Source organism: Stenotrophomonas sp. (assembly GCF_050737575.1).
GTDB lineage: Bacteria > Pseudomonadota > Gammaproteobacteria > Xanthomonadales > Xanthomonadaceae > Stenotrophomonas.
Map to the genome: position 1 here is coordinate 189,494 of NZ_JBOHXW010000007.1, position 14,183 is coordinate 203,676.

Sequence of the window (14,183 nt, forward strand, 5' to 3'; positions counted from 1 at the left end):
CCCGGCGGCGACCGTTGTAACGCTGCCCTGCAGACCATGCAACTGCCGCCGTCGGCGATCAGATCGGTGCCGGGCAATCACTGCGTGCGGGCTGGCCGGCAAAGCGCTGCGCGATCCAATCCAGTGCGTCATTGGCCGAGGCGATAGCCGTGGTCGCATGGCCGGTGCCGGGCAAAATCAGGTAGCGCGCAACCACACCGCGTTGACAACTGCGCTCAAAAAAACCACGCGTCACCGGCGAGGTAACCAGCTTGTCACCGTCGGATTGAACCACCAGCAACGGCGGGCTGCCGGCTTCCAGCGCATGCAACGAGTTACGCGCGATCAAGCCGTCCCACGGCGCCCGCCCACTCAGGTCCAGGCTGCCCAAGCGCACGCGCAGCCGCAGCACCCGCAGCAGCGCGGCGGCGGACAGTCGATCGCCTTCGCAGGCGTTGGTCGCACGTTCGATGACCCCGCGCGTGGTGCGGTCGGCAATGGTGGAAATATCCGCGCCATACACCTTCGACCAACTTTCTGCGGTGAAGGCGGTAAGCATCGCGCGCACCGTGACATCGGCCTGCTTCATGTTCTCGGCCAGATCGGTGGGCGGCGATACCGCGGCGATGCCCAGCAACTGCAATTCCGGCGCATACGACGCGGCGCGCCGACCGCTGAACAACGCCGCATGGCCGCCTTGCGAATGACCCCACGCAACCACGCGCTGCCCGGCGTGCGCCGCTGCGAAGTTGCGGGCGGCGCGTACTGAATCCAGCACCGCCGCTGCCGCCGCATCGCCCACCAGATACGCATGCGGGCCACGCGTCCCCAAACCCGGATAGTCGCTGGCCACCACCACCCAACCGCGCGCGAGCATGTCGGCAAGGCCGGGAATCTGATCCAGCGTGCGGATCGGCGTGCAACTGGGGGCAATGCCCACGGTGCCGTGCGCCCAGGCCACCACCTCGCGGCCGGCCGCCGGCGCTGCGCCATCGGGCACCACCAGCACGCCGCTGGAGTGCGTGCTGTCGCCGTCAACATCGGTGGTTTCGTAGCGGATGCGCCATGCCTTGGCGCCAACGGGTGCATCACTCATGGACTTGGCACTGAGCAACCGCCCAGGCGCGGCGGTAACAGACATCGATGCCATGCCGCACATCGCGATCAACAACACGCACGCCAGCACTCGATGGAACGCCATTTCCATGCCACCCGCTCCATTGAACAAAGGATCTCCCGCCCTGCTCCCCGCAATCACTGCCGGCGGCTGTGGCGGATCGTAACGGAACGGCTGTGAATGGGCGTCATGCGGCCGGACCGGCCGCCGTTGCTTGGCCGAACGCGAGCGCGCTGCACAAGCCGCTCCCGTCGTTCAGTGGCGGCGAGCCGCCACGATCATCTTACGAACGCAATCGTTGCCAACTTCAATCGGCGATGTTGGCGACCGGCTTGGCCGGTTCAATCATCGCCTTGCCCGCGCGCAGCAGCTGGATGAACTGCGCACGCTCCCCTTCAGCATCCTCACCACGCGCGGCGCGTGCGGTTGCTTCAATCTGATCCCAGTTCCAACCCGGCATGCGCTCGCCGCCGCGCAGCGCGTCGGCAAAGCCGGCCACCGCCGAGGCAAAGCGCAGTGATTCGCTGGGCGTGGCCTGCAGGCTGCTGGCCAGGATCGGGCGGGTGATCAAGGCGCTGGTGTCGTTGCCCGGCAGCTTGTAACGCAGCCGCACCTCGGCCACTTCATTGCCGTGCGCGGTGGTGCCGCTGGGCTTGTCGCCATAACGCAACGCCGGGAGCTGCTCGGCGCCACTGCCAACCGGCACGATTTCGTACAGCGCGGTCACTTCGTGGCCCGGGCCGATATCGCCGGCATCCACCTTGTCGTTGGCAAAATCTTCGTTGTTGAGCACGCGGTTTTCATAGCCGATCAAGCGGTACTCGGACACACGCGCCGGGTTGAACTCGACCTGGATTTTCACGTCGCGGGCAATGGTGAACAAGGTGCTGCCCATCTCACGCACCAGCACCCGGCGCGCTTCGGACAGGCTGTCGATATAGGCGTGATTGCCATCGCCGACATCGGCCAGCCGCTCAGCCATCGCATCGTTGTAGTTGCCGGTGCCAAAGCCCAGCGTGGTCAGTGCCACGCCGCTCTTGCGCTGGTCGGCCACCAGCGTTTCCAGTGCCTGACGATTGGCCACGCCCACGTTGAAATCACCATCGGTCGCCAGGATCACGCGGTTGGCGCCGCCGGGCACAAACGATTGCTTGGCCATGGCATAGGCCAGTTCGATGCCGGCACCGCCGTTGGTGCTGCCACCGGCCTGCAACTGCTCCAGTGCGGCGAGAATCTTGCCGCGCTGATCGCCGCTGGTCGGCTCCAGCACAAGCCCGGCCGAGCCGGCGTAGGCAACAATGGCGACACGATCCTGCTTGCGCAGCTGCGGTATCAACTGTGCGAACGCGCGCTTGAGCAGCGGCAGTTTGTCGTCCGAATACATCGAGCCGGACGTATCGATCAGGAACACCAGGTTCATCGGCGGCAGGCTGTCCTGCGCCTGCTCGTAGCCCTTGATGCCGATCATCAGCACCTGCTTGCGCTTGTCCCACGGCGCGCTGGCCAGCTCGGTGTGCACGCGGAACGGTACGGCTTTGTCGGCCGGCACGGCGTAGTGGTAATCGAAGTAGTTGATGAACTCTTCGGCGCGCACCGCATCGGCTGGCGGTCGCACGCCACTTTCAAGCATGCGCCGCACATTGCTGTAGCTGCCGGTGTCTACATCCACCGAGAACGTGGAAACCGGCTGTTCGGTAGTGCGTTTGACCGGATTGTCCTCCGGCCGCTCGTAGACCTCGGTATTGACCTCAGGCACCACGCGCGCGCCCGACACGGCAATCGGACTCTGGCGCGGGGCCGCCGACCGCATCATTCGTGCCGGCGCCGGTGGCGAGGGCGGTGCAACCATGTAGTGGCTCGCAGGTGCTTCAGCGACCTTCTTTGAACACGCGACCAGCAGCATCGCCGCCATCACTACCACGACACCTGTGTGCAACCGCATGGGCCAACTCCTTGCCTCGGGATGGGCCGGAGCATACCGCTCCGACCTCGACATTCAAGTCATCGCCCAGGCTTTTGCCCGATTCACGCCGTCAGGTTGGCCAACGATTCAGCCTGCAGCCGCGAGTAGATGGCGAACTCATCACTGACGCTCGCACCCAGTGCCTGCTCGAACGCATCGCGGTTGGCGCGTGCGGCATAGGCGCGCTGTTCGCCGCCGCCCAGGTTGGACTGGAAGATGCCTGCGGCGCTGACTGGCAGGAAATCCTCGTAGATGATCGGGTCGGCCGTTGCCAGCCCGCGTTCGATCAGCACCTCGGCGGGCAGGTTTCGCTCGCTGGCCGGCACGGCGTGCCCTGCTTCGGTCAAGGCATAGCGGTAGTAGCCCAGACCTTCGCGACGCAGCACCGCGTGGTCATCGGGGAAGCCCGCGAAGGCCGCTTCAAGGCGCTGCACATAATCGCCGCCCGTGCTGCCCGCACCGCCGTTGTCACGCGCCTGTGCCAGCAGCGTGTCGTACAAGGCGCGACCCTTCGGCGTCAGCGCCAGGCCGCGCTGTTCAATCTCACCGAAGCGCGCGGTGTGGGTGCCGGCTTCGTTGTCGTCGCTGCCGGGGAAATGCACCATTTCCTCCAACGCCTTGAAGCTGGTCTGGCGCAGCAGAATCGGGCAGGCACGACGCGGCGGGCCTTCAATCACTGCCTTGGCCGCCAAGCCACGCGTCTGCATCTGCGCCTGCGCTGCATCGATGTCCAGCGTGCGCGGGGTGAGGTGATTGATGTGCGGGCCACGGAAGCTGACCACATCGGCCACCAGACGATGCGCGCCGTGCAGCGCGTGGTAGGTCTGCAGCGACACGGTGGCCTCGTTGTGCCAACGGAAGGTTTCCAGCGCCTCGACCACAAAACGCCAGGCGTCGTCTTCGCTCAGACCGCCGTCACGCTCGCACTGTTCAATGAGCTGCAGCGCGCCGGGCGTAAAGATATTGCGGCGGGAAAGAATCTCCGCCGCCTGCGCACGCAGGGCTTCGTTCTCGATCAGCTCAAGGCGCAGCAACGAGGTGAACACCCGGAACGGATTGCGGTTGAGCGACTCGCCGTCCACCGGCCGGAACGCGGTGGAATGCACCGGCACCCCCGCAACCGACAAGTCGTAATAGCCCACCGGCTGCATGCCCATCACCGCGAACAGGCGGCCCAGCGTGGCCAGTTCCTGCGCGGTGCCGACGCGGATCGCGCCGTGGCGTTCCACGTCCAGCCGATCACGTTCGCCGCTGCGCTGCATCTGCTCGGCCAGCGCCGGCTGCGCGGCAAGCACATCGGCATTCACCTCCCCCACCAATTCCACCAGCGTGCCGTACAGCGGCACCTCGGTGCGGTACATATGCGACATCGCCTGCGAGAACAGGCTACGAATGTGATCGGAGGAAACGAAACGGTCGGCAGTCATGACGAAGTGCGCAGGTACTGAATCGAAGGAACCGGCATTTTCGCCCGGAATGGCAGGCGGCGACCATCTGCAGGGCAGCAATTGGCGTAGGAGCGGCCTCGGCCGCGAAGCTCGCAATGCAATCGCAGGCAAAGCCGCGGGCAATTACAGACGATCAGGCGTCGGCATCCGTGTCGACTTTGCGCCTGAAAGCGCTGCTACCCGCCCGTCTTGCGAGCAGCCGCATCGCGTTGTGCGCGGTCGCCCAGCTGCCGCTTGAGCAGCGTATCCAGCGTGATCGGGCGGTCCCAATGGTCGTAGCTGGCGACGATGGCGTGACGCAGCGCGCGCCACTGCAGGTTTTCCGGCGGTGGCTGCAGGCTTTCCAGCACCGCCTTCCAGGTGGCGCCGGGCATGCTGCTGCGGGCGCGCACCAGGGTGCTGCATGACATGTCGGCCACATGTGCCCAGAAGCAGGCGAAATACGCATCCGCCGGCTTCCAGCCGTGGTTGCGCAGCAGTGCTTCCACATAGGCCGGGCGTGCACCGGCATAACGCGAGAGTTCGTCAATGAACGCGTCGGGATAGCGCACCGCATAGGCGTTGATGTCCGCCAGTTGCCGATCAACCCAGGCGTCACCGGTTGCCGCCGCGTACTCGGCAACAGCGGGAGTCGCTGCAGTCGATTGCTGCGCCTGTACCGCCAATGGCATCGCGGTCAACGCGCCCAGCAGCAGTGCGCAGCAGACAGGCCACTGCCACCTGCAACGCGGGGCGCGCGATGCCGTCATCGTCAGTTGCCCGTTGCCTGTGCGGCGATGGCACGCACCGCTTGCGGCCACTGGTGCGCGGTATCGGCGTGATGCAGGCGCGGTGCGTCGTCGGACACGCCGTGCTCGGCTTCATGCGCCCAGGTGACCGCGTATGGCGTGTACACGCCCCAGCCACCGAGGCCCAGCACCGGCTCGATATCCGAGCGCAGCGAATTGCCGATCATCACAAAGCGTTCGGCCGGCAGATTGAACTCGGCCAGCACGCGCGCGTAGGTGGATTGATCCTTCTCCGAGACGATTTCGATACGCGGAAACAGATCACGCAGGCCGGAGCGCTCGATCTTCTGCTCCTGGTGGAACAGATCGCCCTTGGTGATCAGCACCACCGGGTAGTCGGCGGCGATGGCCGCCACTGCCTCGCGCACGCCGTCGATCACGTCGACCGGATGCTGCAGGGTGCGGCGGCCGATTTCGATGATCTGGTGCAGGTCGTGGGCGGAGATCTTTTCGCTGGTCAACTCGATGGCTGCTTCCAGCATCGACAGGGTCATGCCCTTGGCGCCGTAGCCGAAGATTTCCAGGTTGCGACGTTCGACCTTGAGCAGGTGCTGCGCGGTCTGCGCGTCGTGCAGGTCGATGTAGTGGCCAAGGATGGCCTCGAATTCCTGCTCGGCCTGACGGTAATAGTCTTCGCTCTTCCAGAGCGTGTCATCGCCATCAAAGCCGACCAGGCCGATGGCGGAAGGGGAGGTGTTCTGGTTCATGCCGCACAGGATAACGCGTGGCTGCGGCGGGGTGTTTTTTGCAGCGGGTGACGCGTGAAAGGCCCCCCTCACCCCAACCCCCGCTCTGCGTCCCGGCCCTTGCGCTGGCGCCAGGGCGTTCGAGGGACAGTGAACCGGTGGTTCAAAACCTGTCCCTCTCACCTCGCAGGCGGGAGAGGGGCTATCAGCAACCGCGAGCCGCAGCGTTACTTCTGCTGCTTTGCCGCGTAGCTGCGGTATTCCTCCTGAGTCAGCTTGCCGTCCTTGTCGGCATCGGCGTCATCAAACACCTGGGCAAGGCCGGCATTGGCCTGCGACTCGGCCTTGCTGATGCTGCCGTCAGCATCGGCGTCGACACTGGCCCAGGTCTGCCCGCCATTGCTCGCCGCTGCTGCGTCCTGGGTCAGTGCAGCCTGCTCCTGCTGCGCCTGAGCCGCAGCCTGATCCTGTGCATCCTGAGCCATCGCCGGCAGGGCCAGCGCGGAACCTACAACGGCAACCAGGGCAAACAGCGGGGCGCGATTAAGAAGGGTCATCAGGTGTTCCTCGTCTTTTGGGGAAACGTACGGAAACTCCGCACGGCCCTACCCTGACAAGCGGCAACTGAATCGTTCTGCCCCCGCAAATCCCCTGAAACATCGTGTTAACCCGCGCCACGACGAATGCGGTTACCGCCGTGGTTAGACCGCCGTGAAGTGGATGTAACACGGGGATTCGGGCGTTCCATTCATCGCGCTTAAGTACGCATGCAATCGCACTTAAGGCGCATCGGTGGGGTCACGCAAAGATTGCCGCGAACTGAACAAGCCCCATCCCAAACCGACACCGACCACGGCGCCAATCAATTCCAACACCACGCGCGTACCCAGTTGATCCGGATCGTGGATGCTGGCCAGGGCCAATCTGACGTACAGCGGCGACTCCAAGCCCATCATGCCCAGATAGAACAGGTTCCACGTATCCACGCCGGCAGCGATCACCGCAGCTGCCAGGCAAGCCCACGCAATCGCATGCCCGTTCGACAAGCCGGTGCGTTTGCACACTTGCCACCACAGCGCGAACACCACAAAGCCGATCGCCAGCGCAATCAGGGCCGCTTCCAGGGAGCCCAACAGGCCGTAATGCAGAACCAGATTCATGCGCGTGGTGTGGTCGAGGCAAGGACGCGCAGTCTACCTGCCCGGCCCGCGTTCAACGCACCGGAAAGTCGTAGGCGGTGTCGGGCGTCGGCTCGGGTTTGAAGGTGAAGTGCCACCATTCCATCGGATAGTTGGCAAAGCCTTCGGCAGCCATCGCCTGCAACAACCGTTGGCGGTTGTGCTGCTGGGCGGTGCTGATGTCTGGGCTGTCGGTATGCGCCAAGGGATCAAAACGGTCGAAGCCGGTGCCCATGTCCAACGGCAGGCACTCGCCCTGCCGGCAATCCAACAGCCCCAGATCAACGGTGGCACCGCGACTGTGGCCCGAGGTTTCAGCGATGTAGCCATCAAGCAATCGGGTCTTGTCGACGTTGGGGTAATAGCGCGCCTTGGCTTGCTGGTCATTCAAGTCGTGCGCCCACGCCACGAACGATTTCACCGAATGCGCCGGGCGGTAGCAGTCAAACAACTGCAAGGCGTACCCCTGCGCACGCAGGTCGTTCTGCACCCGCGCCAGGGCCTGCGCCACCGGCTGCAGCAGATAGCAACGTGGCGCGTCATAGCCTGGCACCACGCGCCCGGTGAAGTTGTCCGTGGTGGCGTAGCGCATGTCCAACGCAAAGCCCGGCGCCAGTGTGGTGACATCGACCATGTTGGCGTCGGCAGGGGTGGTGGCCGGCGATATCTCCACGGCCAACACGCCGCCGCTGGTGAGCGCCAATGCGGCCGCGGTCAGCGCACTACGGGCAGTTGCCGACACGCTGGAAGTCCAGATCCTGGTAGTCATAGCTGAAGTCGATCTCCGGGTCGATGGCGCGCATGCGCATGACAGGGTGCGTCGCATCGCCGGAAAATTCCAGCCACGCTTCGGCGTCTTCGCCCTGCGTGTCCCAGGCGACGAACCAACGTTGCTCGCTGTGCATCACCTGCCCACGCATCTGCGGCGACTTGGTCGATGCGAAGCGCAGCGCACCGTCCTGCGGACACAGCTTCACCTCGCCAAACCAGGCATCACGCCAGATGCCGGTATAGGCAGAGGACGCATCGTCCAGTGTCATTGGCGTTCGGCCCGGCATGGCCGGGCGCACATGGCCGGCGGTACGTCGCTGTGCTGCTTCAGCATCGATGCGCTGTGCGTAATACAGCACATCGTGACTTTCCTTTGGCGCGGTGAAGTGCTTGAGCATGGCCTGCATCAAGGCCGTGCGTGCGTCCTCGGCTTCGCCGTTGATCAGGATCACCACACCATCGCGGCTATCGGGCAGCAAGGCCAGCGACGAGTACATGCCCGACAACGTACCGGTATGCGCCACCTTCCATTGGCCATCCATGTCCGACAGGCGCCAGCCGTAACCGTAGGCAAGAAAGTGGGTGTTGTCCCAGTCGCGCAGGCGCTGGCTGATCGGCATCGGCATATGCGCCGTCCACAGCACACGTCGCTGGGTTGCGTCGAGCCAGCCGGGTGCCTGTGCCGGATCAAGCAGCACCTGCATCCAGCGCAGCATGTCGTTGAGACTGCAGCGGACGCCACCGGCCGCCATCGACGGGAAATCCTCCACGCGTGCGTCATCCGCAGCAGCGGCGATGTTCTTGCTGGCTTGGCGATAATGCGCCCGGGCGACATTGCCGATTTCAGCCGGCGACCACTCACCGACCTGACAACGCTGCATGCCCAACGGCATGAAGATTTCTTCCCGCACCAGCACCGAATACGGCTTGCCCGCCGCCGCGGCCGCCACTTCACCGGCCACCACATACAACAGATTGTCGTATGCATAGTCGGCACGGAAACTGCCGGTCGGCTTCAGATGTGCCAGCCCGGCAATGATGTCATTGCGATCAAAATGATTCGGCTCGGGCCACAACATCAAGTCGCCCGCGCCCAAACCGAGGCCACTGTTGTGAATCAACAGATCACGCACCTGCATGTTGCGCGTCACCCACGGGTCGTACATGCGGAACTGCGGCAGGTGCTTGGTGACCGGATCATCCCAACGCAACGTGCCCGCCTGCACCAAGCGCGCAAGCACCGCAGCGGTCATCGCCTTGGTGTTGGAGGCGATCTTGAACAAGGTGTCGTCATTGATCGCCGCCCCCTCACCCACCGCCAACTCACCGCGGGTGATGCGACGGACGACCTTGCCATTCTCGATCACGCCCACCGCGATCCCGGGCAGCTGATAGCGTTGCACCGCCTGGTCGACCAGCGCCTCCATCCGCGCGGTGTCCGCGTCGGCGGCGAGCACCGGGCCGCTCAGGAATGCGGCGGTGGCAAGCAGCAGAAGTTTCAGTCGCATCGTCATGCCTCTCCACAAAAACGAACGGCCCGCCGAAGCGGGCCGTTCTCACACGTCAGATCAGAAGTTCCAGGTCACGACCAGCTGCGCATAGCGCGGCGACTGCCAGCGCGTGCCGGTGCCGTACAGACCACGGGTCACGCCAGGGCCCTTCTCGTAACGGGCGCGTTGGTTGATCACTTCCTGGTCATTGAGCAGGTTGAACACCGACAAACGCACCTTCAGATCAACATCTTCCACAGGCAACGTCCAAGTGACATTGGCACCGAGATTGTACGTCCAGGGCATACGCCCACCCGAACCACGACCGGCGTACTTGAACTCACGCTGGTCCCATGATCCATCGCAGTTCTTCACGCAGTGCCAGAACGAGCCACCACCGGAACCTTCGGTCACAAAACTTCCTGCGCCGAGACTGTCATCCGGCCATGCAACGCCCAGTGCAGTGATCGGGCCGCCAGACAATGCTGTGAACGTTCCACCAAACTCCCACATTTCGTTCAACTTGTAGCTGCCGCGCAACTTGATCTGATGCTCATGGTCGTTGAACAGCGGGCCGTAGTCCTGATTGTTGGCGGGATGATCCCAGTGCTGGACCATGCCCGTGTCACCATAATTCGTGTCCGAGTTCACGGGACCTTCGTGATTACCCTCAGACTTCGACCAGAGATAGGACGCATTGAACGCCCACTTGTCGTCCCATGCGCGATCAATCTGGAACTCAATTGCTTTATACGTCCGCTTCGGCTTGGAATAGCCAATGATCTTGTTGCTGCCTGTGGTCATGTAGCCTTCCTTGGACGTATCGATGGTTACCCATCCGTCCTGGGCGCAGCCCATATCCGTCGTACCCCAGAGCGTCAGTTTCTCGCCCGGGTTTGCAATCGGCCAAAGCGTGCCATGGCGAACACCACACAGCGCGTTGATGCGCATGTCATCCATGGTGTTGGCCATGCGGCGATAGGTTGCGTTGACGCCCCATGACCATTCTTGGTTGATCATCTGCTGATATCCGAGGATCGCCTCATCCTGATAGACCGCATCCAAATCGCGGCTCACGCTCTGCCGCAGATCATCCACCGGCAGGTTGTAGGAATCATCGATTGGACCGATCTGCGAACCAAGGTTTGGCTGCATGTAACCCGAGCCGGTGATCGGGTTCGTCGCCGCACTCCAGCCATTCATTTCATAGAACGTCCGCTCGTCGGTCAAGCCACCGGCGAAGTTGTAGTTGATGATGTTGGTGACCGGCAGGTAGTAGCGACCCAAGTTGCCGAACAACTTCGACCCGCCATCACCCTTCATGTCCCAGCTGAAGCCGAAACGTGGAGAGACCAGGTTGTCCATCTTGATGAAGCTGGCGCCGGAAGCGGTCTTGTTGTCGAAGCCGTCCACACGCACACCCAGATTCAATACAAAGTTGGGAGTGACATTCCACACGTCTTCCAGGTAATACGCATTCGCGGTGGTCTCGAACACTCCGCCGTCAACGCGGCGACGCCCCATCACAATTGCATCAACACCCGCCGGAACGGTCGATCCGTTGTCCAGGATCGCACCCGGAGTGGCGGCAAAGACCGTGTAACGCATACCGGTTGAACCCGGATAGTGCGTAGTGCGATCGGTGGTCATTTCTTCACGATCAAGACCAAAGCGCAGCAGGTGATCACCCAGCTGCCATTCAAAGTCGAGACGACCGACCTTGCGCTCATCATGGTGATCAACCACAGACGCAGAACTGTCTGGATGACAGCTGACGGCAGGCTTTCCCATTGCGGAGTAGGCAGCGTTGTAGCTGCTGTCGATAAGCACCTGCGAACACGCCATATCCGCAGGCGAAGCGCTCAATGCCTGGCTGCGGTTGAAGCCGTACATGGCTTTGGCAGTGAAGGTCTCACCGAAATGACCGGTGTAGGTAAGCGAGCCATTCTTTCCGCCACCATCGTCGACGCTGGTACCCATGGCGTCGCCCACGGTTGAGGTGTCGAAGTCGTATTCATTGGTGGCATTGTCAGTGCTGGCTTCATCCGAGAACGCCAACAACTCCAAGCGGTGATCATCACTGATGTTCCAGTCCAGCTTGGCGCCCCAGAACCCGTTGTCCGCCTTGGCACGGGACCACTCAGTGCCCGCATTATTGGTATTACCGTAGGTGCCCTGCCGTTGCTCATACATACCGAAGAAGAACAACTTGTCTTTCACCAGCGGACCCGACGCCCATACGTTCGCCTTCATGAAGCTGCTGGTGTCGTGGCTGGCTTTGTATACAGCGGATGCCGCCTTGCCATCACCATCGACGCGGTCAAACTGGTGATCCTCTGCCTTGGAGCGCAAGGCATTGGGCTCGAACGTCAATTCCATGCCACTTTTGAACTCGTTGCTACCGGAACGGGTTACTGCATTGATCACGCCGCCCGTGCTACGTCCGAACTCCACCGAGTAACCGCCAGTCTTTACCTGGAATTCTTGGAAAAATGCAAACGGGGCGCTGGAGAAGCTCTGTCGGCGATAGAAGTCGGTAACGTTAAGCCCATTGATAAAGGCCGAGTTCTCCGCCACCGATGAGCCGCCGAAGGAAAGACCACCCAGCGATGAATTGCCGCCGATCACGCCAGGCGCAAGCAGTGCAACCGAACCCAAACTCTGGTCCACCGGCAAACGTGCAAGGTCTTCGCGGGACACGTTCGTAGCGGTTTCGGTGGAGCTGACGTCCACACGATTCATGACGCGATTTCCGACAACCTGCACCGAATCGAGCGTGACCGCCCCACCCGTTCCTCCGCTGCCAAGATTGACGGTGGTGGTGCCGCCCAGCGACACGTTGACCGCCACCGGCTCCTTATCGGTTTGTCCTGCACGCTTCACCTGCAGGCTGTAATCGCCCACTGGCAGCTGGCTCAGGCGGTAAGCGCCATCTGCGCCCACCGTGACCGTGCGGGTCAGGCCCGTGGAGTTGCTGACGATGGTGATCTGGTCACCGGCACTTGCGCGGCCGGCGATGGCGCCTGTGGCGCTCTGCGCCATCACGCTCGGCGCCATGACGCCCAGGCAGGCACCCAATGCGACGGTCAGTGCCGCCCTTTTCAACATTTTCCTGTTCATCCCCTGCTCTCTCCTGCAGATGTTGATCGGTAAGTAAAACAACGGTTACGACGTGCGGTTACTTGGACTCCGGCGCGAGCACCTGCGTCTGGAAGTCGTATTGCCATTGGTTGAAGTAGAGGTTCCCCCCGGCCCACTCCACTTCACCGCGCTGCAGATCGACGGTCTCCGAACGGAAGTGCTGCTTGGCAGGCACAAACGCGCGCGAGTAGTCGTCATTGAATGCAATCCGGTAGGCATCAAGCCCACCGAAATAGAAGTCGCGCTCAGCCGGCTTGGTGCTGGCCAGCGCCCCTGTGCTCACGTCCATGGGCACCCAGCCATAGGGCGCCAGGTACATCGCGCCCCAGTCATGCAGGTTGTTGTAACCCACCTCGTTATCGGAGAAGACCATGCCCGACTGCCAACGCGCGGGGATGCCGTTCAACCGCAACAGCGAGATCAACAACAAGGTCTGCTGGCCGCAATCGGCATGGCCAGCGTGCAACGCGTAATCCGAAATATTGCTGATGGTGGAGTACTCACGCGCGCCCCCCCACGGAATGGCATCGACCGCAGCGAACAACTTCCGCGCGATGCGATACGGATTGGTTTCGTCACCGACCACCTTGCGCGAAAACTCGCGCAGCGCCGGGGTGAACACCACGTGCGGCGCACGCGCGGCCAGAAACGGCGCCAATGCCGGGTCGGCCGGCGTCGGCAACACCTTGTCGGGATCAATGATGAAGCGGCGCGCGGAGATGGTGAGTTCGTAGCTGATCGTGAACTCGGTCGGCGTGCCGGCCACCGCTTTGCGCTCCAGGTACGCGGTGCGCTGCATCGTTTCTTCCGGCGCAATCTGCGCACCTTCAGGGTCGCTGCTCAGCCAGTGAATGTTTTCCTGCTGGCCGGGAATCGAGCGCGGATACGGAATCCATGCGCGTACCGTTTCGCCCGCGGGCACCGCATCGGCATCCACGGTGATCGACTGGGTAACGCGCAGGCGATTCGGAGTGAGGCTGGTCAAGCCGCTCTGCTCGGACGCGCTGATGACCGCTGCGTGGTGCGGGCCCATTCGTTCATACGGTCCGGGCTTCGACGGTTGCACATTCGGCGCACGGCGAGCGACGGCTTCCGGGCTGAACAAGAACAGATTGTTCGGCGCGCGCTTGAACCAGCGGCGCTGGCCGTCGATGTCCAAATGTTCGATCAGGCCAGCGTCATCCCAGGCCTTGAATTCGGCATCGCGCAGATCGGGAATCGACTTGCGCACCGCCGCCTTGGCCTGCGTTTCATCCAGCGAAAAATCCAGGCGCATGCGCCGCATCCGTTCCTGCTGGAAGGCATACGCATCACGCGTGGCGGCATCTGTACCCGGCGCGGCCAGGGCCCTGTCTATTTCGGCCTGTGCGCCAGCAAAATCTCCACGGTCAACGCGTGCTTCCAATTCCGGCAATGGTACGGCCGGGGCGTCGCCTGCCTGCGCCGACCAGGCCATCGCCATGCACAGGGCGGCAACAACCGCCTTGCGGGCGAACGGGACTCGGGCAAAGCATGCAGAATCAACGGTTGAAGCCACAGCGACACATCCAGAGGTGCAGGGTGGGTAGTCGCTGTGTAACACGCACCCGGAAGCGGGTCAATAATTTATTCTTGCTTTCGCT

At 62.8% G+C, this 14,183-nt stretch carries 11 protein-coding genes; all 11 read right to left on the reverse strand.

Going from position 1 to position 14,183, the window contains the following annotated elements:
- Positions 1-58: 58 nt before the first annotated feature.
- Positions 59-1,186, reverse strand: a complete 1,128-nt coding sequence (locus ACREP4_RS14360) for an alpha/beta fold hydrolase (protein WP_431596864.1) — start codon at positions 1,184-1,186, stop codon at positions 59-61.
- Positions 1,187-1,403: 217 nt separating this feature from the next.
- On the reverse strand, positions 1,404-2,906 hold the full coding sequence (locus ACREP4_RS14365; protein WP_431596919.1) for a vWA domain-containing protein: 1,503 nt from the start codon (positions 2,904-2,906) through the stop codon (positions 1,404-1,406).
- A 215-nt stretch (positions 2,907-3,121) separates the two neighbouring features.
- On the reverse strand, positions 3,122-4,486 hold the full coding sequence (gene hglS / locus ACREP4_RS14370; protein ID WP_431596865.1) for a 2-oxoadipate dioxygenase/decarboxylase HglS: 1,365 nt from the start codon (positions 4,484-4,486) through the stop codon (positions 3,122-3,124).
- Positions 4,487-4,683: 197 nt separating this feature from the next.
- Positions 4,684-5,256: a hypothetical protein gene (locus ACREP4_RS14375; RefSeq protein WP_431596866.1), complete on the reverse strand. Its 573-nt coding sequence runs from the start codon at positions 5,254-5,256 to the stop codon at positions 4,684-4,686.
- 2 nt (positions 5,257-5,258) lie between these two features.
- Positions 5,259-6,002 carry an HAD family hydrolase gene (locus ACREP4_RS14380; RefSeq protein ID WP_431596867.1) on the reverse strand — a complete coding sequence of 248 codons (744 nt, stop codon included), beginning with the start codon at positions 6,000-6,002 and terminating at the stop codon, positions 5,259-5,261.
- A 206-nt stretch (positions 6,003-6,208) separates the two neighbouring features.
- Positions 6,209-6,538: an EF-hand domain-containing protein gene (locus tag ACREP4_RS14385; RefSeq protein WP_431596868.1), complete on the reverse strand. Its 330-nt coding sequence runs from the start codon at positions 6,536-6,538 to the stop codon at positions 6,209-6,211.
- Between the two features lie 222 nt (positions 6,539-6,760).
- Positions 6,761-7,141 (reverse strand): hypothetical protein, encoded by a 381-nt coding sequence (locus ACREP4_RS14390; protein ID WP_431596869.1) that lies wholly within the window; start codon positions 7,139-7,141, stop codon positions 6,761-6,763.
- Positions 7,142-7,193: 52 nt separating this feature from the next.
- Positions 7,194-7,928 carry a M15 family metallopeptidase gene (locus tag ACREP4_RS14395; RefSeq protein WP_431596870.1) on the reverse strand — a complete coding sequence of 245 codons (735 nt, stop codon included), beginning with the start codon at positions 7,926-7,928 and terminating at the stop codon, positions 7,194-7,196.
- Complete coding sequence (locus tag ACREP4_RS14400; RefSeq protein ID WP_431596871.1) at positions 7,882-9,438, reverse strand: serine hydrolase; 1,557 nt, start codon at positions 9,436-9,438, stop codon at positions 7,882-7,884. The genes ACREP4_RS14395 and ACREP4_RS14400 overlap by 47 nt, the downstream gene beginning before the upstream one ends.
- A gap of 60 nt (positions 9,439-9,498) precedes the next feature.
- Positions 9,499-12,540: a TonB-dependent receptor gene (locus ACREP4_RS14405; RefSeq protein ID WP_431596872.1), complete on the reverse strand. Its 3,042-nt coding sequence runs from the start codon at positions 12,538-12,540 to the stop codon at positions 9,499-9,501.
- Between the two features lie 58 nt (positions 12,541-12,598).
- Positions 12,599-14,017 carry a transglutaminase-like domain-containing protein gene (locus tag ACREP4_RS14410; protein WP_431596920.1) on the reverse strand — a complete coding sequence of 473 codons (1,419 nt, stop codon included), beginning with the start codon at positions 14,015-14,017 and terminating at the stop codon, positions 12,599-12,601.
- Between the last annotated feature and the right edge of the window lie 166 nt (positions 14,018-14,183).